This is a genomic window from [Bacteroides] pectinophilus (assembly GCA_025146925.1).
GTDB lineage: Bacteria > Bacillota > Clostridia > Lachnospirales > Lachnospiraceae > Bacteroides_F > Bacteroides_F pectinophilus.
Genome location: CP102260.1, coordinates 888,112 through 909,939 on the forward strand (window position 1 = coordinate 888,112; position 21,828 = coordinate 909,939).

General features: G+C 44.0%; 22 protein-coding genes. 14 read left to right on the plus strand and 8 right to left on the minus strand.

Annotation, left to right across the window (positions count from 1 at the left end; genetic code table 11):
- The first annotated feature begins 12 nt into the window (after nucleotides 1-12).
- From gatB to NQ488_04125, 4 genes are read left to right on the plus strand one after another with little or no spacing between them, the layout of a single operon-like run.
- Complete coding sequence (gene gatB, locus NQ488_04110) at nucleotides 13-1,440, plus strand: Asp-tRNA(Asn)/Glu-tRNA(Gln) amidotransferase subunit GatB (GenBank protein UWN96501.1); 1,428 nt, start codon at nucleotides 13-15, stop codon at nucleotides 1,438-1,440.
- Nucleotides 1,441-1,443: 3 nt separating this feature from the next.
- Nucleotides 1,444-2,205: a prolipoprotein diacylglyceryl transferase gene (locus tag NQ488_04115; protein UWN96502.1), complete on the plus strand. Its 762-nt coding sequence runs from the start codon at nucleotides 1,444-1,446 to the stop codon at nucleotides 2,203-2,205.
- Nucleotides 2,206-2,224: 19 nt separating this feature from the next.
- Entirely contained in the window at nucleotides 2,225-2,980 is a 756-nt protein-coding gene (locus tag NQ488_04120) for an NYN domain-containing protein (GenBank protein UWN96503.1), read from the plus strand.
- 24 nt (nucleotides 2,981-3,004) lie between these two features.
- Nucleotides 3,005-3,364, plus strand: coding sequence for a PilZ domain-containing protein (locus tag NQ488_04125; GenBank protein UWN96504.1), 360 nt, complete (start codon nucleotides 3,005-3,007; stop codon nucleotides 3,362-3,364).
- Between the two features lie 92 nt (nucleotides 3,365-3,456).
- Here NQ488_04125 and NQ488_04130 read toward each other — a convergent pair whose 3' ends face one another.
- A complete protein-coding gene (locus NQ488_04130) occupies nucleotides 3,457-4,737 on the minus strand; it encodes a GGDEF domain-containing phosphodiesterase (protein ID UWN96505.1) in 1,281 nt (426 codons plus the stop codon).
- Nucleotides 4,738-4,931: 194 nt separating this feature from the next.
- Here NQ488_04130 and NQ488_04135 point away from each other — a divergent pair, with 194 nt between their 5' ends.
- Nucleotides 4,932-5,984, plus strand: coding sequence for a hypothetical protein (locus NQ488_04135; protein UWN96506.1), 1,053 nt, complete (start codon nucleotides 4,932-4,934; stop codon nucleotides 5,982-5,984).
- A gap of 71 nt (nucleotides 5,985-6,055) precedes the next feature.
- Here NQ488_04135 and mscL read toward each other — a convergent pair whose 3' ends face one another.
- Entirely contained in the window at nucleotides 6,056-6,460 is a 405-nt protein-coding gene (gene mscL / locus NQ488_04140) for a large conductance mechanosensitive channel protein MscL (GenBank protein UWN96507.1), read from the minus strand.
- Nucleotides 6,461-6,627: 167 nt separating this feature from the next.
- Between mscL and NQ488_04145 the strand changes: the two genes are divergently transcribed.
- Nucleotides 6,628-7,359: a phosphatase gene (locus tag NQ488_04145; GenBank protein UWN96508.1), complete on the plus strand. Its 732-nt coding sequence runs from the start codon at nucleotides 6,628-6,630 to the stop codon at nucleotides 7,357-7,359.
- Complete coding sequence (locus NQ488_04150) at nucleotides 7,352-7,651, plus strand: YerC/YecD family TrpR-related protein (GenBank protein ID UWN96509.1); 300 nt, start codon at nucleotides 7,352-7,354, stop codon at nucleotides 7,649-7,651. The genes NQ488_04145 and NQ488_04150 overlap by 8 nt, the downstream gene beginning before the upstream one ends.
- A 142-nt stretch (nucleotides 7,652-7,793) precedes the next feature.
- On the opposite strand, the gene NQ488_04155 is transcribed toward NQ488_04150, so the two are convergent.
- Nucleotides 7,794-8,465: a DUF1836 domain-containing protein gene (locus tag NQ488_04155; protein ID UWN96510.1), complete on the minus strand. Its 672-nt coding sequence runs from the start codon at nucleotides 8,463-8,465 to the stop codon at nucleotides 7,794-7,796.
- 202 nt (nucleotides 8,466-8,667) lie between these two features.
- Between NQ488_04155 and NQ488_04160 the strand changes: the two genes are divergently transcribed.
- The 7 genes from NQ488_04160 (at nucleotide 8,668) to NQ488_04190 (ending at nucleotide 15,531) form a co-directional block, all read left to right on the plus strand.
- A complete protein-coding gene (locus tag NQ488_04160; GenBank protein ID UWN96511.1) occupies nucleotides 8,668-9,363 on the plus strand; it encodes a PspA/IM30 family protein in 696 nt (231 codons plus the stop codon).
- A 27-nt stretch (nucleotides 9,364-9,390) separates the two neighbouring features.
- Nucleotides 9,391-10,365, plus strand: coding sequence for an SPFH domain-containing protein (locus tag NQ488_04165; GenBank protein UWN96512.1), 975 nt, complete (start codon nucleotides 9,391-9,393; stop codon nucleotides 10,363-10,365).
- A 52-nt stretch (nucleotides 10,366-10,417) separates the two neighbouring features.
- Nucleotides 10,418-12,718 carry a DNA helicase PcrA gene (gene pcrA / locus NQ488_04170; protein UWN96513.1) on the plus strand — a complete coding sequence of 767 codons (2,301 nt, stop codon included), beginning with the start codon at nucleotides 10,418-10,420 and terminating at the stop codon, nucleotides 12,716-12,718.
- Between the two features lie 112 nt (nucleotides 12,719-12,830).
- Nucleotides 12,831-13,115 (plus strand): DUF4366 domain-containing protein, encoded by a 285-nt coding sequence (locus tag NQ488_04175; protein ID UWN96514.1) that lies wholly within the window; start codon nucleotides 12,831-12,833, stop codon nucleotides 13,113-13,115.
- Between the two features lie 82 nt (nucleotides 13,116-13,197).
- Nucleotides 13,198-13,614, plus strand: coding sequence for a hypothetical protein (locus NQ488_04180; protein ID UWN96515.1), 417 nt, complete (start codon nucleotides 13,198-13,200; stop codon nucleotides 13,612-13,614).
- A gap of 6 nt (nucleotides 13,615-13,620) precedes the next feature.
- Entirely contained in the window at nucleotides 13,621-15,261 is a 1,641-nt protein-coding gene (gene rlmD, locus NQ488_04185) for a 23S rRNA (uracil(1939)-C(5))-methyltransferase RlmD (protein UWN97101.1), read from the plus strand.
- Nucleotides 15,262-15,285: 24 nt separating this feature from the next.
- Complete coding sequence (locus NQ488_04190; protein ID UWN96516.1) at nucleotides 15,286-15,531, plus strand: DUF6061 family protein; 246 nt, start codon at nucleotides 15,286-15,288, stop codon at nucleotides 15,529-15,531.
- 51 nt (nucleotides 15,532-15,582) lie between these two features.
- On the opposite strand, the gene NQ488_04195 is transcribed toward NQ488_04190, so the two are convergent.
- The 5 genes from NQ488_04195 to NQ488_04215 form a co-directional block, all read right to left on the minus strand.
- Complete coding sequence (locus NQ488_04195) at nucleotides 15,583-18,228, minus strand: ABC transporter permease (GenBank protein UWN96517.1); 2,646 nt, start codon at nucleotides 18,226-18,228, stop codon at nucleotides 15,583-15,585.
- 15 nt (nucleotides 18,229-18,243) lie between these two features.
- The gene (locus NQ488_04200) at nucleotides 18,244-18,915 is read right to left on the minus strand and encodes an ABC transporter ATP-binding protein (protein UWN96518.1); all 672 of its coding nucleotides are present in this window, start codon (nucleotides 18,913-18,915) and stop codon (nucleotides 18,244-18,246) included.
- 135 nt (nucleotides 18,916-19,050) lie between these two features.
- Nucleotides 19,051-19,950, minus strand: coding sequence for a HAMP domain-containing histidine kinase (locus NQ488_04205; GenBank protein UWN96519.1), 900 nt, complete (start codon nucleotides 19,948-19,950; stop codon nucleotides 19,051-19,053).
- Entirely contained in the window at nucleotides 19,943-20,620 is a 678-nt protein-coding gene (locus tag NQ488_04210) for a response regulator transcription factor (GenBank protein ID UWN96520.1), read from the minus strand. The genes NQ488_04205 and NQ488_04210 overlap by 8 nt, the downstream gene beginning before the upstream one ends.
- Nucleotides 20,621-20,636: 16 nt before the next feature.
- Nucleotides 20,637-21,809 carry a hypothetical protein gene (locus NQ488_04215; protein ID UWN96521.1) on the minus strand — a complete coding sequence of 391 codons (1,173 nt, stop codon included), beginning with the start codon at nucleotides 21,807-21,809 and terminating at the stop codon, nucleotides 20,637-20,639.
- Nucleotides 21,810-21,828: the final 19 nt, after the last annotated feature.

Consider the following 21,828-nt stretch of genomic DNA (forward strand, 5'->3'; position numbering starts at 1 on the left):
GGGGCCAATACAATGAGAGAATACGAAACAGTCATTGGACTTGAGGTCCACGTTGAACTTGCAACTAAGACAAAGATTTTCTGCGGATGCTCAACTGCTTTCGGTGGAGCACCTAATACACATACATGTCCGGTATGTACAGGCATGCCGGGTTCACTTCCTGTACTGAATAAGCAGGTAGTTGAATATGCTATGGCAGTAGGGCTTGCTACGAACTGCGCAATAACACAGAACTGCAAGTTCGACCGTAAGAACTATTTTTATCCGGATAACCCACAGAATTATCAGATATCACAGCTCTATTACCCAATATGCCGCAACGGACATGTAGATATTGAAGTTGACGGAGTTAAGAAGAGTATCGGAATCCATGAGATTCATATGGAAGAGGATGCGGGTAAGCTTATACATGATGAGTGGGAAGATTGCTCACTTGTAGACTTCAACAGAAGCGGTGTTCCGCTTATTGAGATAGTATCAGAGCCTGATATGCGTTCGGCAGAGGAAGTTATTGCATATCTTGAAAAGCTCAGAATGACAATACAGTATCTTGGTGCATCAGACTGTAAGATGCAGGAAGGCTCTATGAGAGCCGATGTCAACATTTCCGTAAGGGAAGTGGGAGCAGCCGAATTTGGTACGCGTACTGAGATGAAGAATCTTAACTCATTCAAATCAATCGCAAGGGCAATTGAGGGTGAGCGCAACAGACAGATAGAGCTTATTGAGGATGGCAAGAAGGTAGTTCAGGAGACACGCCGCTGGGATGATGCCAAGGAGTCTTCATATGCTATGCGATCTAAGGAGGATGCACAGGACTACAGATATTTCCCTGAGCCTGACCTTGTACCTATAGTTATAAGTGATGAGTGGATTGCAAGGGTTAAGTCTCAGCAGCCGGAATTCAGAGAAGAGAAGAAGGCAAGATATCAGGAGGAGTTCGGTCTGCCTGAGTATGATGCAGATATTATCACGGGAACAAAGCATCTTGCAGATATATTTGAAGAGGCAACCAAGATCTGTGGCAAGCCTAAGAAGGTATCTAACTGGATTATGGGCGAGACAATGAGACTTCTCAAGGAGAAGGAGATGGATCCTGAGGATATCACATTCGCACCTGAGAACCTTGCTAAGATAGTTAATCTTGCCGATGCGGGAACAATCAATAATACGGCTGCTAAGGAAGTGTTTGAAGCTGTATTTAACGACAATGTCGACCCTGATGTTTATGTTGAAGAACATAAGATGAAACAGGTTAATGATGAGGGCGCATTGAGAGAGGCTATTGAGAAGGTTATAGCTGAGAATCCACAGTCTGTTGATGATTACCATAATGGTAAGGAAAAAGCAATTGGATTTCTTGTTGGACAGACTATGAAGGCTATGAAGGGTAAAGCTAATCCTGCAATGGTTAACCAGATATTAAAGGAATTGCTCTAATATATGAAAAATGATTTACTGACTATTGGAAGTTTTACTGTGCATGGATATGGTCTGATGATAGCAATTGGCGTTATTGCTGCTTATATGATGGCGGAATATCGTGCCAAAAAGAAGAATATGGATCCGGATAATGTCTTTTTACTTGTCATATGGGCACTTGTATCAGGATATATCGGTTCTAAGCTTCTGTTTATAATTACTATCCTTCCGGATGTTTTTAAGGATCCTTCAATCCTTAAGAATGTCTGGGAAGGCTGGGTTGTATATGGTGGAATTATTGGCGGCGTAATCGGAATCATGATTATGTGCAGAGTTAAGAAACTGGATTTTTGGCAGTATATAGATCTTACAGCTCCGTCAATGGCACTTGCACAGGGATTCGGACGTATCGGATGTCTGCTGGCGGGCTGTTGTTACGGAAGACCTGCAACGTCAGCGTTTGCAATTACATTTCATAATTCGGCATTTGCACCTAATAATATTGCACTTGTACCTACACAGATAATATCTAGCGGACTTGATTTTGCTAATGCATTCGTGCTTCTCTGGCTTGATCGTAAGAAAAAATGTGATGGACAGATTATGGCATTATATCTGATGTTCTACAGTGCCGGCAGATTTGTGCTTGAGTATTTCAGGGGTGACCTTGAACGCGGAAGCGTTGGAGTGCTGTCAACGTCCCAGTTTATATCGGTATTTACATTTATACTTGGTGTGGTCATATTCGTGGCGAGAACACGTTTATGTGATAAGAATAAGTGATGGAAGGAGGTGAAGGCGGGTGTTTGGATTTGGTAAATCATCTAAGCCAAGGGCAGCAGTATTTGTAGACTATGAGCACTGGTTCTATGGATATCATAATAATTTCCATATGAGACCTAACTTTGAGGAGTGGATTCAGGAACTTAAGAATGAATATGACATTGATGAACTTCATGTGTTTGGAGATTTTTCAGAGCGTCAGATAGGAGCGGAGCTTCCTGAACTTCAGAGAATTACGAATAATAACGTGACTCATACTGCAAGTGATAAGCTTGGTGTGGACAAAGATTTTACGGATGTAATAATACTTGACCATATTTACAGAAGTGCAGCAAAGAAGAAGAGTGCAGATGTATATGTGCTGTTTACAGGGGATGCACATTTTACATGCGTTGTGGATTATTTAAAAGAACTTAATAAAAAAGTAGTTATTTACGGAGTTAAATTCGGCTTCAGCAATGCACTGAAGTCAGCAGCAACAAGTTATGTAGAGATGCCAAGACAGATTCAGGTTAAGAATCATTATAATGACCTGATTCTTGCAAGTCTTGATAAGCTTCGCAGAAAGCCGGGCAAGACACCTTCATACTGGAGAACCATAGACAGCGTTGCCAAGTATAACAGGGTTCCGGAAGACAGGGTTAAGAAGGCGCTTGATGGCCTTATAAGCCAGAAGTACATCAGCCAGACTACAAAAACAGATGCTAGGGGAGAGAAAATTTCACTCCTTACGGTTGACTGGGATAAGCTCAGCCAGGATGGAATATGGCAATAATTATATTGTCTGGGGGTTACTTATATGAGGATAGAAAAAAGAAGAACAAAGAGAATTGATGTTGATGTTACAGTTTCGTTAAGGCAGCTGGGGGATAGCTTTGTATCAGGATATTCATCAGATACGGTGGATGTGCATGTTATTGACATATCAAAAGGTGGAATAGCATTCGAGTCTGATTATGATTTTAAAATTAATTCTTACTATGATACTATAATCACACTTGCCAATAAGGAATCATTTGAGGCGGTGATAGAAGTGCTCCGCAAAGATGTTCACGGAGCGAATAACGTATATGGCTGCAGATTTGTCGGAATTAATGCTGATGACCAATTTAAGATTGATGTGTATCAGCTGCTTCATGACAATGGCGAAGCACAGTAGCAGCGTGGCCGTGAGTGGAAGGAAAACCAGCGGTCTGCAGATATAAAATACTGCCATACAGGATACAAGCAGATGTCCTGTATGGCAGTATTTTATTGTTTTGTTATATATTTTTCTTCAAAGCTCGAAGATGGCATCGGTCTGTCATAATAATAACCCTGTATCTTATCACATCCAAGTTCCATTATGCGCTGCCTTTCACGTTCGGTCTCAATGCCTTCACATATTATGTCGAAACCTATACTCCTGAGTATATTGATGATTCCTGAGAGAAGAATCACTCCTTTGTCATTATCAAGGCACTGCCTTGCAAAACTGCAGTCAAGCTTGATTGTGTCGGCAGGCAGAGTGGCAATAAGACTGAGTGAGGAATATCCGGAGCCAAAGTCATCAACATCAATGGTAAATCCATGCCTGCGTAGTTCTCTTGCTGTATCGTCTATAAAGTCAACAGATTCAATAAAAGTTGTCTCTGTTATCTCAAGCTCTATCAGGCGGGATGGAATATCATACTTCTTCTGGAGGGCAAGTATCTTATCAATAAGCCCGGGCTTTAGAAACTGTATTCTTGATATATTGAGTGAGACGGGTTTTACATTGCCGCCGTTATCAATCCATCTGCGTATGTCAGCAAATGTCTTCTCCATGATTATATCATCAAAATCACCAATGATGCCTGTGCGCTCAAGAACAGGAATGAACTCACCGGGAGATATAATGTTGCCGTCCTTGTCGGCTATGCGTCCTAAAGCTTCTGCACCGATAAATTCGCCGGTAGAGGCTGAACACTTAGGCTGGTAATATACATACACACTGTCACGTTCACGTGCACTCTGGAATTCATGTGTAAGCCTCATTACATTGGATGAATCCTTATATGCGTTGGAATCAAATATGCCGCATGTCACACTCAGGTTACCTTTGAAGCACTTCTTGGCAAAGTGAGCCTTATCACATGCTGAACGTATTCCTTCTGAATTGTCCTCAATGATATAAAGCCCTGTATACACATGAAAATATATATTAGGATAACGCTTCTGGATATATTCAGTAAACTCTGTATTCATGTTTGTTATGATTGCTACTTCTTCATCCTGCGATACATCACCTATAGCAATCAGCGACCTGAACTGATCGGCATAAGGGCGGCTTGCAAGTATGCATCGGGGATTGCCGCTGAAGAACTTCTCAGCCATCTCCTGTATAGTGCGGTTGCCTTCAGCCATTCCGTAAAGGTCATTAATGTATTTGAAATTGCTTAAATCAGTTGCTGTGACAGCATATCTGCAGTCCGGGTTATTCTTTAATATTTTATCAGCCTCGCGCAGGAAAAGGTGCAATGGCAATAGGTTGGTAAGATAATCCCTCTCCATATGAAACCTCCTGATGACACATTAACAGATGTGTCCTGTGATTCTGTATACACGGATTGTACTAAAATCAGTACAATTATCATGTTGTAATGATAGCACATTTTGCTTTGAATAACAACAGCTATGTGCTACAATTAGTTAGATAATTATCAGACTTCTCCAAAGCAGAAGAATTAACGAAAAGAGGTTTTTTGATGAAAAAGTTATTTGCACTTCTGTGGTTTTCGATAGTTATGCTTACAGCGGTTTGTGGATTGATTTTTTATACAGACAGCCGGAAGTCACAGCAAAGCAGTCAGAATAATGCGCAGGCTGCAATATATACCATGGCAGGCACCAAGCCAACACTTCCGCTTGCTCCTTCAGCACAGGTTAGAACGAAGCCTGCATCAGACAGGGGAGCTCTTGGAACAGATTATAAAGCTATGCAGGGAAGCGGCAAGTCGGTATCTGCTCCGGATTCATCACGTGCACCTGATGCTGAGCCGGCAACGGAAGCGGAATCAGCGAAGAAGTACACATTTACTGAAGAAATGTATCCGTATCGGGCAATGTTATCCAAAGAGCAGCAGGAGGTATACGATGATGTATATGCTGCAGCCGTAGAACGCAGGAGTGATTGTGCTGTTGGCGCAATGATAAGCCAGGATGCGCTGAATGATGTGATGACGGCCGTATATAACGACCACCCGGAGCTGTTTTATCTTGATACACAGTATTCGTATGAGTATTCCGGTTCAGGAAGAGTGTTGAAAGTTACACTTAAGTATAATGCCACAGCGGCGGATTATGAGAATTCACTTAAGAAGTTCAATGATGCGGCAGACGCGATAATTAAGGGGGCATCCGCACTTACTACAGCAGAGGATAAGGAAAAATATGTATACAATGCCATAATGGACAGTGTTAAATATAATGCGTCGGCACCGGTTAACCAGAGTGCATACAGTGCACTTGTTAATAAGGAGTCTGTGTGCGCCGGATATTCGCGGGCATTCCAGTACATTATGCAGAAGCTTGACATACCATGCTATCTGTGTACAGGATATTCCAAAGGAGGAGCACATGCGTGGAATATAGTAAAACTGGGTGATGCATATTATAATGCTGACATATCGTGGGATGATTCGCTTGGAGAGAGCGGAGGATATACTTACAGATATTATAATGTTTCTGATGAAAAGTTCTCTGTTGACCATACAAGAAAAGGTCTTTCGGTAAAACTGCCGAAGGCAGCAGGTGAATAACCTGTGCGCCTCCGGCAGTTTTGCTTTTGAATCTTAATGAATCCTAGCTGTATGTAATAAATGCGGTAAGCTTAAGAAAGCTGGGAAGTGCAGTTAGGGCATCTTACGGCCTTGACTGATATCTTGCTGCAGCAGTAAGGGCATTCCTTAGTGTCTGGTGCTGCCGGAGCATCTTTGTGGCCGAGGCTGCTTAGCTTGTTAAGAACCTTAACAAGCATGAATATTATGAAAGCCATAATGATAAAGTTAATAACTGATGTTATGAAAGCACCATATCTGATGTCAACACCACGGATTGTGAGCACCATGCTGCTGAAGTCAGTCTTGCCGAACAATCCGATGAATGGCGAGATTACATCGTTGGTAAGAGATGTAACAATAGCCTGAAAAGCTGCACCGATGATAACACCGACTGCCATGTCCATTACATTGCCGCGCAATGCAAATGCCTTGAACTCGTTTAAAAATTTTTTCATATGTCCCTCCATAAATAAAAATGAGATATTATGCTGTATAATATGATGATACAGTCAGCAAATTCTATTGTCAATACTACTTGAAATGTGGTAATATTATCTGTAGTGTTGATTAGATATTGAGTATTGTAATCGGATGTAATCCGATATTTATAAGAGGATAAAAGATGCGATTAACGATTGATACACATATGCATACAATTGCAAGCGGACATGCTTATAATACGATTGATGAGATGACACGTTCTGCTGCTGACAAGGGATTTACACATATTGCGATAACGGAGCATACGCCAAAGATGCCCGGCTCATGCGCTGAGATGTATTTTCATAATCTTCAGTCACTCCGCCATGAGAAGATGGGAGTGTACAGACTGTTCGGAGCGGAACTTAATATAATGGATTTTAAGGGCAGTGTGGATCTACCTGAACGTGTGTATAAAGAGCTTGATATTACAATAGCAAGTTTCCATACGCCGTGCATTAAGTCGGGAACAAGGGAACAGAATACAGCGGCTCTGATATCAGTTATAAAGAATCCGTGGATTAATATAGTAGGTCATCCGGATGACGGAAGGTATCCGGTTGATATGGAAGCGGTTGTTAAGGCTGCAAAGGAGAACAATACACTGCTTGAGCTTAATAATGCATCACTTAAGCCTGCCGGGCCAAGACCGGGAACCTGGGAGAATGACCGGAAGATGCTTGAACTGTGTAAGAGGTATAAGGCGCACATAACTATATCAAGTGATGCGCACATTGAGGAGGATATTGGTAATTTCCAGTATGCACTTCAGCTGATTGAAGAGATGGATTTCCCGGAGAGCCTTATAGCCGGAACGGATTATGATAAGCTTGTGGGATTCCTTAATATAGGGAAGAGTGGGAACAATGAATAAAAAGCTTGATACTGACGAAGTTAAGAACCTGTACAAAGCTGTTGTATCTTTGAAAAGTGAAGAAGAATGCATGGCATTTTTTGAGGATTTGTGTACTATTAATGAGATATTATCATTGTCGCAGAGATTTGAAGTTGCCGGACTTCTAAGAGAGCATTGGACATATCTTGACATTGCCCAGAAGACAGGAGCATCAACAGCGACAATAAGCCGTGTGAACAGAGCTCTCAACTATGGAACGGACGGCTATGACACTGTGCTTAACAGACTTAAGGCAGAAGAACGGGAATAACAGAATATAGAATATATATTAAGCAGACAAAAGGCTGCCGGAATGATTATAATCGTACGATTACAGTCATATCCGGTGGCCTTTTGCTCATTTTGCCATGTGTTTTATTATTGGTTACAGGCGAATCTGCTACATGAACAGATTACTTATTCTTGTCAGTATCCATCTCATCGATGATATTTTTCTTCATGTAAATGTCAAATATAAGCATTGATATAAATGCAAACTTCTGCAGATATTCACGCTCATGTTCATCCTCTATGTTCTCAAATGAGGCAGAAGCCTTCCTATGCTGGAAGAAAATATCTTTAGATACATTGGAAACCTGGTCCTTTTCAAGCTGATATACCTCCTTATATATCTTCTCAAGTGAAATAACATCATTATCTCCAAAGAAATCTTCTGTCATCGGAGTAAGCAGCTTCTGTATGTCTCCGATGGAAAGCATCTGCTTAAAGTAATAGATGAATGCCATGATATAGAGATGGTCGGAAGAATATTTCTTCTTGACCGGTGGGGGAAGAAGCTTATTCTTCGTGTAATTGTTGATCATTGTCTTGGTGAGAGTCTTATCGTCTTCGTAGCGCTTGATATCGCTCAGGTGCTCGTCCATAAATGTTGTTACCTGATCCATATAGAGATCTATGTTCGGAACTTCACCGGGTTTGATGTATGATAGCTGTGTAAGTTTGCGAAGAAGCGCACCTACAAAAGCCTTGCTGTCGAAAGATATGTCTTTGGAACCTGCAGGCGTACGTCCGGCAGATGTATTGGTTGTCTGGCTATCCTTATTATTATGCTTTTCAGCAGCCATTGTAATACCTCTTTTCTATTCTGCTGTGATATGGTTTTAATAGCTACATTATATAGTTTTGGTGAGCAAAACACAAGATAAATTTGCGTGACAATCTGTGATGGATGTAATATAATAAACATGTGTGGTAAGCCTCTGCGTTTGGCAGAGTTACAGACATGCCATAATAATATAAGATAATTGAAAGGATGGGGTTATTAACATGGGAATATTAACAAGATTTAAGGACATTATGGAAGCTAATATCAATGCACTTCTTGACAAGGCAGAGGATCCGGAGAAGATGGTAGACCAGTATCTTCGTAATCTGGAGAGTGACCTTGGCAAGGTTAAGGCTGAGACAGCAGCAGTTATGGCAGATGAAGCTAAGGCTAAGAGAGAGCTCGATAGCTGTAAGCAGGAGGTTGATAAGTATCAGGCATATGCAGAGAAGGCGCTTAAGGCAGGCAATGAGAGCGATGCCAGAGCATTTCTTGAGAAGAAGCAGTCAGTTGCCAGAAAGCTTGAGACTCTTCAGCAGAACTATGACCTTGCGACAGCTAATGCAACAAAGATGAGAGAGATGCATGATAAGCTTGTTAAGGATATCAACTCACTTAAGGAGAGAAGAGACGAGATTAAGGCTAAGGCAAATCAGGCTAAGGCCATGCAGGAGCATAATAAGATACGCAATAATGTGTCAGATACATCAAGTGCAATGGCAGGATTAGACCGTATGGATGAGAAGGTCAACAGAATGCTTGATGAAGCCAATGCAATGACAGAACTTAACCAGTCACAGGCTGACAGTGATATTGATAATCTTGCAGCTAAGTATGATTCAGAAGAGGCAGCTGCGGAGACATCCAATGCTGTGGATGATGAACTTGCGGCACTTAAGGCCCAGATGGGACTTTAATAGGAATCATCAGGAGGAAGCGGTAATATGGGATTGTTTGGCAACCAGCTGGCCAATGTGGTCGAATGGGAAGAATACAGGGATGATGTAATCTTCTGGAAATGGACTAACAAGGAGATTAAGAAGGGAAGCAGGCTTGTTATCCGTCCGGGACAGGATGCCATATTTATGTATAATGGTAAGGTTGAAGGCATATTTACAGACGAAGGAAGCTTTGACATAGAGTCAGATATTATTCCTTTTCTTTCAACGCTTAAGGGGTTCAAGTTCGGATTTAACAGTGGAATGCGTGCAGAGGTATTGTTTGTCAATACCAAGGAGTTCACTGTCAAATGGGGAACGAAGAATCCGGTGATGCTTGCATCACCTACACTTCCGGGAGGACTTCCGGTAAGGGCACATGGAACATTCAGCTTTAAAGTATCTGATTATATGTGCCTCATAGATACGATTGCCGGAGTTAAGAAGCAGTTTACGGTAGAAGATGTAAGAGAGAGAGTATCTTCATCACTTGATACGCTTCTTATGACATGGCTCAGTAAAGCAGGCAGCAGTGTGATTGAACTTCAGCAGAAGTCGATTGAGATTTGCGATGGAATTAAGGGTGACCTTGATATGGAGCTATTTAAGATTGGCATATCAATAACGAACTTTACAATGGCTCCGCTCTCATATACTGAGGAAGTTGCAAGAATGACTGATAAGGCAGCTGCACAGTCAATGGTCGGTGACATGAATAAGTACAGCCAGATAGCAGTGGCAGATTCACTTGGTAATGCAAGAGGTTCCAATGCCGGAGTTGATATGGCAGGTATGCAGATAGGCATGATGATGGGGCAGCAGATGGCTAATTCGATGGCAGCCGGCATGAATATGCAGAATAATTCCGGTGTTAGCGGACAGATGGGAACACCGTCTGCGGGACCTAAGTTCTGTCCTCAATGCGGCGCACCGGTCAGCGGAGCAAAGTTCTGCCCTGAGTGTGGAACGAAGCTTCAGTAGTGGATTTTAAGTATTATTATATTATTTAGGACGGTCGGACGGCAGTATAATCATGAGTATTTACGATACATTGAATGAACAGCAGAAACAGGGAGTCTTCACAACGGAAGGTCCTGTACTGATACTTGCGGGAGCAGGTTCGGGTAAGACAAGAGTACTTACACACAGGATTGCATACCTGATTGAGGAGCAGGGAGTTAATCCGTGGAACATTCTTGCAATAACATTTACCAACAAGGCAGCATCTGAGATGCGTGAGCGTGTTGATAAGGTTGTGAGCATGGGAGCAGAACATGTGTGGGTAAGCACATTTCACTCTATGTGTGTAAGAATTCTGAGAAGATATATAGACAGAATCGGATATGATACCAATTTTACAATATATGATTCGGATGACCAGAAGAGTATTGTAAGAGAGGCAATAAAAAAGCTGAATATCGACAGCAAGACTTTCAAGGAAAGAGCTGTGCTTAGCGCAATCTCAGCAGCTAAGGATAATCTTGAATCTCCGCAGGATATGCGGGAAGCGGCGGGAAGTGATTATAACCTTTCGACTATCGCCAGGATATATGATGAGTATCAGCGTGTACTTAAGATTAATAATGCTCTTGATTTTGATGATCTTATAGTTAAGACGGTTGAACTCTTCCTGACGGATGATGATGTGCTGGAATATTATCAGGACAGATTCCGCTATATAATGGTTGATGAGTATCAGGACACCAATACGGCTCAGTTCAGGCTTGTCAGCATTCTTGCCGGGAAGTATAAGAACCTTTGTGTCGTAGGTGATGATGATCAGTCAATCTATAAGTTCAGAGGTGCTAATATACATAATATCCTGAATTTTGAAGATGCATTTCCGGGGGCAACGGTAATCAAGCTTGAGCAGAATTACCGTTCAACCCAGAATATTCTTAATGCTGCCAATAATGTAATTGCCAACAATATCGGAAGAAAGCAGAAGACGTTGTGGACAGATAACGGTGACGGCGAAAAGGTGCATTTTACAACATATGATGATGCGTATGCCGAGAGCTATGGAGTAGCATCAACAATAAGCGCCAAGGTCACAGACGGCTGGAATTATAATGACTGCGCTATTCTTTACAGGACTAATGCACAGTCGAGAGCGCTGGAAGAGAAGCTTGTACAGTCTAATATCCCTTATAAGATATATGGCGGGGTTAATTTTTATCAGCGCAAAGAGATTAAGGATATTCTCGCTTATCTTAAGACAATTGATAATGGCAAAGACAGTCAGGCCGTGAAGAGAATTATAAATGTACCTAAGCGCGGTATAGGTGCTACAACAATTAACAAAGTCCAGGAGTATGCGGATGAGCGTGGAATAAGTTTTTTTGATGCGCTTATGAGGGCTGATGAGATTACCACTCTTGGAAGGTCAGCGTCAAAGCTTAAGCCGTTTATAACTTATATATGTGCACTCAGGGCTAAGGTACAGTCGCTGTCTTTGGAACAGCTTGTTGAGGATATGCTTGAGGAGATAAGGTACAGAGAATATCTTCTTGACGGAGATACACCTGAGGAAGTTGCAGCAAGGGAAGAGAATATTGATGAACTTATCAATAAGATTGTGACATATGAAGAGGAGTGCGAAGATGACAAGCCAACGCTGTCCGGATTTCTCGAGGAAGTTGCACTTGTTGCTGATATTGATAATCTTGATGAGAACAGTAATCACGTTATGCTGATGACGATTCACAGTGCCAAGGGACTTGAATTTCCGATTGTATTTATGACAGGAATGGAAGATGGGCTTTTTCCGAGCTATATGTCGATTGTGTCTGAGGACCGGGATGCATTGGAAGAAGAGCGAAGGCTCTGTTATGTCGGAATTACCAGAGCCAAGAAGGAGCTTTACCTTAGCAGTGCCAGAATAAGAATGGTGAGAGGAGAGACACAGTATAACAAAGTGTCCCGTTTTATCAAAGAGATTCCTGATGAACTGATGGCTGTGTCAGGTGAGACAAGCTTTGACAAGAGAAAAGAAAAGGCAGAAGAACCTAAACCGGCACACAGCAGGCGTGCTGCTTCATTTATGTCGACAGCATATTCTTCAGCGATGGGCTCATATATAAGCAATGCAAGTAATGCCAAACCTAATACAAAGGTGGGATTCGGCAGGGAATTTTCTTCTGACATATTCGACCTTGAGAAAAAGAAAGGGCTCTCATACGGAGTTGGCGACCGTGTATTGCATGCCAGGTTTGGAATGGGAACGGTTGCAGGAATTGTTGAAGGTGCACGTGATTACGAAGTCAGTGTTGATTTTGATGAGTTCGGACGTAAGAAGCTCCTTGCAGGATTTGCCAAGCTGAAAAAATCATAAAATGTATTTTATAACCTAAAAAACAGTAGTAAAATAACAATGCGTTTGGTATACTATTCATATATTTTGTGGTGCATTCATTCTGATGAATGTTGCGGATTGGAGGACAAAGATGAATATTAATAAAATTGAAGATCTTGTATCACTCAGCAAGCTTGGAGATCTTATTCACAAGGGTGAGTTAGAACAGAAGAAGGAAGAAGAGAAGAAGTGCTGTAACGCAGTTGTTATTGCACTTGCAGTTGTCGGAGCTGTAGCAGCGATTGCTGCAATTGCATATGCTGTATACAGATACTTCACACCTGATTATCTTGATGATTACGAAGATGATTTTGAGGATGAAGACTTCGGAGATGAAGACTTTGAAGATGAAGAGGTTCCGCTTACTGAGAAGTAATTCAGACTGAGTTTGAACTGGACTGTTGCCACCGGTTGCAATAACTGGTGGCAATTTTTTAAGGAGGATGGAGGATAATCTAATGAAGAAAGAGCGTAATGAATTATTGGAGTTCCTGGCAGGAATGGCTATGCTTGTTGTGGGGCTTTATCTTCTTACAACACATGTTGATGTATCAATGGGATTCTTCGGTGGATACATAAGAATCGGTGGATGGCATATGTCAACGGGAATGACGGTTATACCATTTATAATAGGTGTTGTATGGTTGTTTGTTAATCCGGATTCATTTGCAGCAAAGCTGGTTGCCGGACTTGGAGTATTAATTATTCTTGCATGTATTATTATGTCTACAAGATTTTCAATGATAGGCGTATCACTCTATGAATGGCTTCTTATGCTTGTACTGATATTCGGCGGTGGCGGAATGGTTGCGAGAATTCTCTTTAAGACACCTAAGGGTTATAATGACAAGAAAAAAGATGGCAGGGATAAGTAATCAATGATGAAAAAAGGTGAAGTGTATACAGGAACAGTCGAGCGTGTTGACTTTCCCAACAAAGGAATTGTAAGAGTTGACGGTCAGGAAAAGCCGGTAATCGTGAAGAATGTTATACCGGGGCAGAAGGTAAGCTTTTCCATATGTAAGAGCCGTGGTGAAAGGTATGAGGGCAGGCTTCTTGAAGTTGAAGAGAAGTCTCCTCTTGAAAGTGTACCGGCATGTGAACATTTTGGTGTCTGCGGCGGATGCATTTTTCAGACAATGGATTACAATGAGCAGCTTAAGATGAAAGCATCCCAGGTTAAGAAGCTGCTGGATGATGTTATCAGAACGGATTATGAATTTGAAGGAATTAAGGCAAGCCCTGATGTTACCGGATACCGCAATAAGATGGAGTATACATTTGGGGATGAATTCAAGGACGGGCCTCTGGCACTTGGCCTTCACAAAAGAAGCAGCATGTATGACATTGTGACATGTGATGGCTGTCTTCTTGTTGATGAGGATTATGACAGAATTCTTAATTGTGTGCATGAACACATGTCTCGCGCCGGACTTCCGTTTTTCCACAAAGTTACCCATAAGGGATATCTCAGACATCTGCTTGTGAGAAAAGCAGTTAAGACGGGGGACATTCTGATTGATCTTATAACAACAACCCAGATGGAATACTCTCTTGATGCTCTTGCGGATGAATTGAAAGCACTTGACCTTAAAGGACATATTACAGGCTTCCTGCATACATATAATGACAGTGTCGCTGATGCTATCAAGAATGAGCGCACTGAGATTGTGTTCGGACAGGATTTCTTCTATGAGGAGCTTCTCGGACTCACATTCCGTATCACGCCGTTTTCATTTTTCCAGACCAATTCTCTTGGAGCGGAAGTTCTCTATTCTACTGCCAGAGAGTATATCGGTACAACGAAGGATAAGACTGTGTTCGATCTCTACAGCGGAACCGGTACAATAGCACAGCTTATGGCACCGGTGGCTAAGAAGGTAATCGGTGTTGAGATAGTTGAGGAGGCGGTTGTGGCTGCACGTGAGAATGCGGCACACAATGGCCTTACGCAGTGTGAGTTCATTGCAGGCGATGTACTGAAGGTCATTGATGACATCAAGGACAAGCCGGATATAATAATTCTTGACCCACCCCGTGACGGAATTCATCCTAAGGCACTTCCAAAGATTCTGTCTTACGGCGTTGACCACATCGTCTACATTTCCTGCAAGGCATCATCACTCGCAAGAGACCTTGTGACGATACAGGATATGGGTTACAGCGTGGAGAAAGCGTGTTGTGTGGATATGTTTCCTATGACTGGGAATGTGGAGACAGTTGTCTTGCTTTCCAAGGGTGAGGTCGACTCGAAAAAGATTCGGGTTGAGTTCTCTTTGGAAGATATGGATATGTCCGAATTTCAGGATGGGGCAACCTATCCGCAGATCAAGGAGTATGTGTTGGAGCATACCGGGTTAAAGGTATCCAACCTCTATATCTCACAGATTAAACGAAAATGTGGGATTGGGGTTGGTAAGAACTATAATCTGCCGAAGTCCGAGGATTCCAGACAGCCCCAGTGTCCACCGGAAAAAGAGAAAGCAATCCGAGAAGCATTCAAATATTTTGGGATGATCTAACATCCAGCAAAGTGGAGGTTTCTTATGGATAGGTTGATTTCTTGTGAGTTCAACATGGATAATGCCTGTGTGGAACTGAAATTCTTAGATGGCAGTATGATTGCTATTGATACAATAGCCGTGGAGAATGAGGTTGCTGACAATATGTATCAGCGGTCAGAGCTGGACTATCTAATCTACAATGACCCGATTGGATATGCAGACCTTGTTTTGAACGGAAACCCCGAAATTTATCTAAAAACTGTAACTGAATGTAAACTCTTAGATTAAAACTCAGCCCTCTGCCTTTTCATTGGCAGAGGGCCGTTTTTTGCTTAACAGTTATTGAGCATCTCTTAATTGCTCTACAACGCTGCATTTTGCTGCGTTGTCATACATCATGCAAGGAATCAGCCACCCCAGCAGAAGAAATACCGGAATTGTCAGCAGGACAGGCAGAATGGTGAATCGATACTCAAAGAACCAGAACATACTGCCCAGCATTTTTCCCGCAAGAGGTCCCACCGCCAGCGACAGAATAAAGGCCGCTGCTACAGAAGATATTGCGTAAAACAACCCCTCGTAGATCAGCATGGTTTTGAGCTGCCGGTTTGTCATTCCTACAGCCTGAAGCACAGCAAATTCACGGCGGCGGGAAAGAATACCGGTCATCATGGCGTTGAAGAAATTTAAGAGTCCCACCAGCCCAATGATAGCACAGAGGATACCGCCTATCAGAAGGAACATCTGCCGGAACTGAGCAAATTCAGAGCGAGCCGTGGCCTTGCTTTCATACATCAAGGGCGAAAACTCACCGGCAGTGAGCTTCGATAGATATTGCTCTGCTTCGGCCTCGTCAACTTCGTCCGCTGTGTCGAACAGGTAGAGCATCGGAATGGCTGCACCACCGCTGTCCCTCTGTGCGGTGTCCACAGACAAAACTACGTCATATCCAATACCACCATAACGATAACTCATGGAATTCGGAAGTTCTACCAAGGCGCAGACCGTGTACTCTACATCTCTGGCTCCATACAATTTTGCCTGAAAGTACTCCTCCGGTGTATCTTCGGTGCGGAGTTCCCCGGTGCGGCTGTCGATATATTTCACATCATCCGCATAGGTAGCGGTAATCGTGTCTCCCACCTTGGGGTAGTATTCAGGATTGGGCAGATTGCCGTAATCATCCAAAGAAACCGCAATGGCAATGGCGTTATTGTCCGGCTCCAGCATAGGAGAAATATCTCCGTCGAACACTTGCAGCTTGTCAAACAGGCTGTTATCCAGAGCCTCGATTCTGGTATCTCCCATCACCATATTGCCCCGGTGCTCCAGACGGCTCATATGGCTGTCCAACTGCTCGGCGCTTTCGTACCTTGCATAGTCCTGCCGCAGAGCATCCTCCGTCATCCACAGATATGCGGGTTTTCGCACAGCATATCCCGTGCCGGAAAGACTGGCCTTTGTGTTTGCTGCGATCTCTTCGATCTGTTCCGGCGTGATGAATTCATCTGCCGGGTTGTAACGGAAATAGTCGGGCGTGCTGACGATAAAATCGGCGCAGGTCATGAAGGATACATACTTCTCCATGCTGAAGCCGCCCACAAAGGCACACAGCGCATTGAACAGCGTCACCGACAGTGCCAGAGACACCACCACCAGCACCGTCTTTTTTTTGTTTCGTCCCAGATTGGCAAAGGCCATCTGATGGAGCTTCGCTCCCCGGGTGCTGCGCTGTTTTTTCTTGGTCTGCATCGCATCCGTATATTTGGTAGCCTCCACCGGAGAAACCCTGGCTGCCATTTTCCCGGGCTTGGAGCAGGACAAAAGCACCGTCAGCAGGGCAAACAGCACGGAGCCAACAAAGATCACAGGCGAAGTGCTGATGGTGGTGATGCCTGCATCCAACTGGGTGGAGCGCAAGACAACAGGCACCAGAACAGCGCCAATGCCATAGCCCACCAGCAGCCCCGCCGGAATGCCGATCAGACAAAGCAGAAGTGCCTGCTGGCGAATGATACGTTTGATCTGCCGGGGCGTTGTGCCAATGGTTTTCAGAAGTCCGTAAAACCGGATATCCCCCGCAACAGAGATCTGGAAAATGTTATAGATGATAAGATACCCGGTAAAAATCACCAGCAGCAAAAAAGCTGCTATGGCGATCACAAGTTCCGGATCAAGCTGCGACTCCAACTGGGATGAGGTATATCCCCAGTTGACGCCGATCCGGACGCTGTTGGGATCGGTATAGCTGTCCCATGTGTAGCCAAGATCGGTATCCACCTGCTCCATCTGCCCTTGAATGTTTGTGCCGGAAGCCATCATGACATTCAAATCGGTGCGGAAAGGCTGTAAACCTGTTTTCACTGCCTGCGCTTCGATGTCATCTGCGTAATCACGGCTGATGTTGATGTAATGAACAGGCATTAGTTCATCATAGTCCCAATAGCCCACCAGCGTAAAGGTATCTGTTACGGTAAAGGCGGTTTGATCCTTGTCCGTAATGGAATAGGAAACCGTGACCTCGGCGCCCAGCTCCGGCGTTACGCCAAGCAGCTGCAACGCTGCCGTATCCATGGCTACCTCTTTGCCGCTTTCGGGCATCCGTCCGGTAGTAGGGGTTGCATAGCTCCATTTAGTGCAGTTGGCATCCATGTAGCTGATCTCTGCCGGTATTTTGGCAAAGACCCCCTCCGCAGTGATACCGATTACCTTCCGTGCCCCCGTAGCCTTCACCTTTGGGTGGGCAGTGATACGTTCCGCCTGCTCGGGGGAAACATCTTTAAAGGTACCGTGTGCATAGCCGCCTACCTGCCGAAACTGGTAGGTTTCATAACTGGCGTTCAGTGACAAGACAATGGTGAACATGGACGTAAATAGCAGCGTTGTCAGCGCAATGGCAAAAATAGCGATCAGATTGCGGCGACGGTTCGCATAAAGAGATTTTAAGCTGAGCTTTCGAATACATTTTCTGTTTTTGACATTCATCGTAGCCACCTCCCGTTAGTTCTGGGAGACGATCCGACCATCTTCGATACGGATAATGCGGTCTGCCATCTGCGCAATTTCTTCGTTGTGAGTGATCATTACGATTGTCTGGGCGAACTTTTGACTGGTGACTTTCAAAAGGCTCAATACATCCTGGCTGGTTTTGGAATCCAGATTGCCGGTGGGTTCATCTGCCAGAATGATAGCGGGTGCTGCCGCCAGCGCACGGGCAATGGCTACCCGCTGCTGTTGACCGCCTGAGAGCTGATTGGGCAGCGCATCCAGACGATCATCCAGCCCAAGTGTCTGTACAATCTGCTGTACGAAATCCTTATTGACCTTGCCACCGTCCAGCTCAATGGGTAGAACAATATTTTCATACACATTCAGCACCGGAACAAGATTATATGCTTGGAACACAAAGCCGATTTTCCTGCGGCGGAAGATGGTCAGCGCTTCCTCCTTCAGGGAGAAAATATCCTGTCCGTCCACCATGACCGTGCCGCTTGTAGGGCGATCCAGCCCGCCCAGCATGTGCAGCAGCGTGGATTTGCCGGAGCCGGATGTGCCGACAATTGCAACAAATTCGCCCTTCTTTACACTTAAATCAACTCCATCCAACGCATGAACTGCGTTATTGCCGGAGCCATAAATCTTTTTCAGGTTTTTTGCCTGTAAAACTTCCATAAATGAGTACCTCCATGAAAAAATCTGTATGTATGAAAGGAAATGATCCTTTGATACATACAGATTATCGCATAGGAATCTTTCCACATTCTTTCCGGCGAAAAATGAAATCTAACAGTTTTGATAGAATTGTTGTTATTTCGGCAGAAATATGGAAAACGTACTTCCTTTTCCCGGAACGGAAGCAACCTTGATATAACCGCCCTCGCCGGATATGATCTGTCGGGCAAGGTATAAGCCGATGCCGACTCCTTCTTGTTTCTGCACACTATTTGAGCGGTAAAAGCGAGCAAATATCTTCGCTTGCTCAGTTTCCGGTATGCCTAAACCGGTATCCGATATATCGATCCTTGCAAACATTTCATAGCTTACGGCAGAAATAGTAATGGTGCCATGCTCTGTATATTTGATGGCGTTGTCTACGATATTAGCCAGCGCTTCCGCTGTCCATTTGAAGTCGAATACAGCAAAAGCATCTGTATCCTGCATTTGCAAAGACAATCCTTTTTCAGAAGCCTTGGCAGTATATTGTTCTACCACACTTTCAAGCAGCGGCTGCAGCGCTGCTTGCTGAGGGGAGAGTGAAATGATCCCGTTTTCCAGTCTGGAAAGCTTTACGAGAGAATCGATCAGAAATCGCAGCTTTTCCGATTGTTTGTACAGTGCCTCCACATTTGCCTTCGCCGATGCAGGCATAGTTTCCTCCATCAGAAGCTCGCTGTATAACAGCAGGTTTGCAATCGGCGTTTTTGTCTGGTGGGAGATGTCAGCAATCAAGGTTTTGATTTTGTCTTTTTCCTGCGCTATGTTTTGAGAAGATGCTTCTGCGGCGGAAAGATAGTGCGCAAACTTCGTTTCCAATGCAGATAGCTGGCTTTCATCAAAATTGGTTTCAGAAAAGGAGCCGGTCATGGCAGCGTCCAGCATCCTTTCGATTTCTTCCATCGTTTTTCTGATCTTCCTCCGCTCCCATAATACAGCAGCTATCGCCGCCAGAAAACATAGCAGTATGATCACAATGCCGGTTTTATTCATCTTTTGTCACCCAGCTATAACCGATTCCGTAGATGGTTTTAATGTATTTCTGTGCGCCAAGCTTATCCCTCAGACGCTTGATCGTAACAGACAAAGCATTTTCATCCACATATTCTGCGCCATCTGTCCAGATCCGGTCGACAAGGTCTCCACGGGTCATGGTTCGACCACGGTTTTCAACAAGCAGACGCAGTAATTTTTGTTCTGTTTTACTCAATTCCACTTTTGAATCTTCCACATAAAAGGTCATAGCCTCAAAGTCAAAGTGAAATAGATCAATATGGATCGGCGCATTTTTATGGCTTGACCCTTGCTTTCGCAGTTGGGTATTCACCCTTGCCCGCAAAACCGAAAGAGAAAAGGGCTTGGTAATATAATCATCAGCGCCCCTCTCCAGCCCATCTACGATGTCCAGATCGGTGTCATTGGCAGTCAGCAGAATAACAGGAATATAGGGTGTGTTTTCCTTGACCTCCCGGAGCAGCTCGAGCCCGCTGCCATCCGGCAGATTGATATCCAGCAGGATCAGGGATACACCGCCGCAAAGAAGCTGTTCCTTCGCCGTTTTTAGGTCTTGGCAGGAAATGATCTGACGGTCATCTGCTTTCAGTGCTTTACTTAAACCCTGATTCAACCCTATATCATCTTCAATAATCAATAATTGTTCCATGTATCTCACTCCCTCGTTATTCAAAGGCCACCATTATTTCCTTGGGTAATTTTTCGTTCTCACAGTTCAGAAGATAGGCGATTGCTCTGCTTGCAAATTTGTTTGTTTTCACTGTATCCCAATCGGCAAGCAAAATGACCTCTGCCTTGCTGTTCTCAAAATCTAATGATATTTCGCCCCATTCGCCGTCGCAGTCTGCCTGATATTCGTAGATTACGGCGGCGATTTTCTTTTTTCGCTTGATCTTGGATTTCTGTTTTAGCCGGACTGCATGGATTGCGCCCTCGGCAACCAACAATTCCGTCAACTTGTCCACTGCTTTTCGGTAGGCTCGTTCTGCACCGCTGGCTGTACTGCCCTCAAACATAACCGCCAGTTCTTCAAAGGTGGGGAGGTCTTTCCATGAGCTGACACGCCCACAGGTCATGCAAATTGCTAACCGTTTTTCGAGCAAGGTCTGTTCCCGGTAATTCAGTTTCTCAAATGCCCGCTGCACCTTTTCTGCCTGTATGCCGTTCCAGAGGATATCGGTATAGTTCCAGCTATCGTCAAGGGCTACATCCTCGCCTGTTTCTTCGCCGTCCTCGTCTGTGACATAGAAAGGCTGCTGATTGCGGATTCCACGGACAACTTTCAGATATTCTTCCGCAAGGGCAAGATCGCAGTTGTATTTCTTGGAAAATTCGTTGACCGCATCCTTGGTATTGTGGTACAGCCAAGCCATTGACCGCACCATTTTGTAATTGGTCAGAGAGGACACCGACCATTTTTCTTCGCCCATGCGAAAACGGAGCATAGCATCCCGGATGAACGGGAAAATGTATGTAGCATACTCTGCACCCTTGGCAAGGTCATAGTCCATCAGCTTTTGGAGCATTTGCTCCCGGCAGGAGAGCTTTATATCTATAAATCGGTCTGTGTCGTACAAATCGCCGCCATCCACGCCAAGAAAGCTCTTGATGCGTTTATTAAGCTGCGGTTCGTAGTGGTGGAGAAAGAACGAGAAATATATCAAATTCTTCTCCTGTAAGGCAGACCGGATATATTCGTTCAGATTGCCCACTGATGGCGGCTCCGGTTCCAGTTGGAAGATGCGCTCTGCTACATAGGGAATGATACTATCACTGTGAGGATTGACTTGGTGTTTTGGTATGTATCCGGTCATATTCCATGTAAAATCATTCAGCATAGCGCACCTCCCTTCTAAG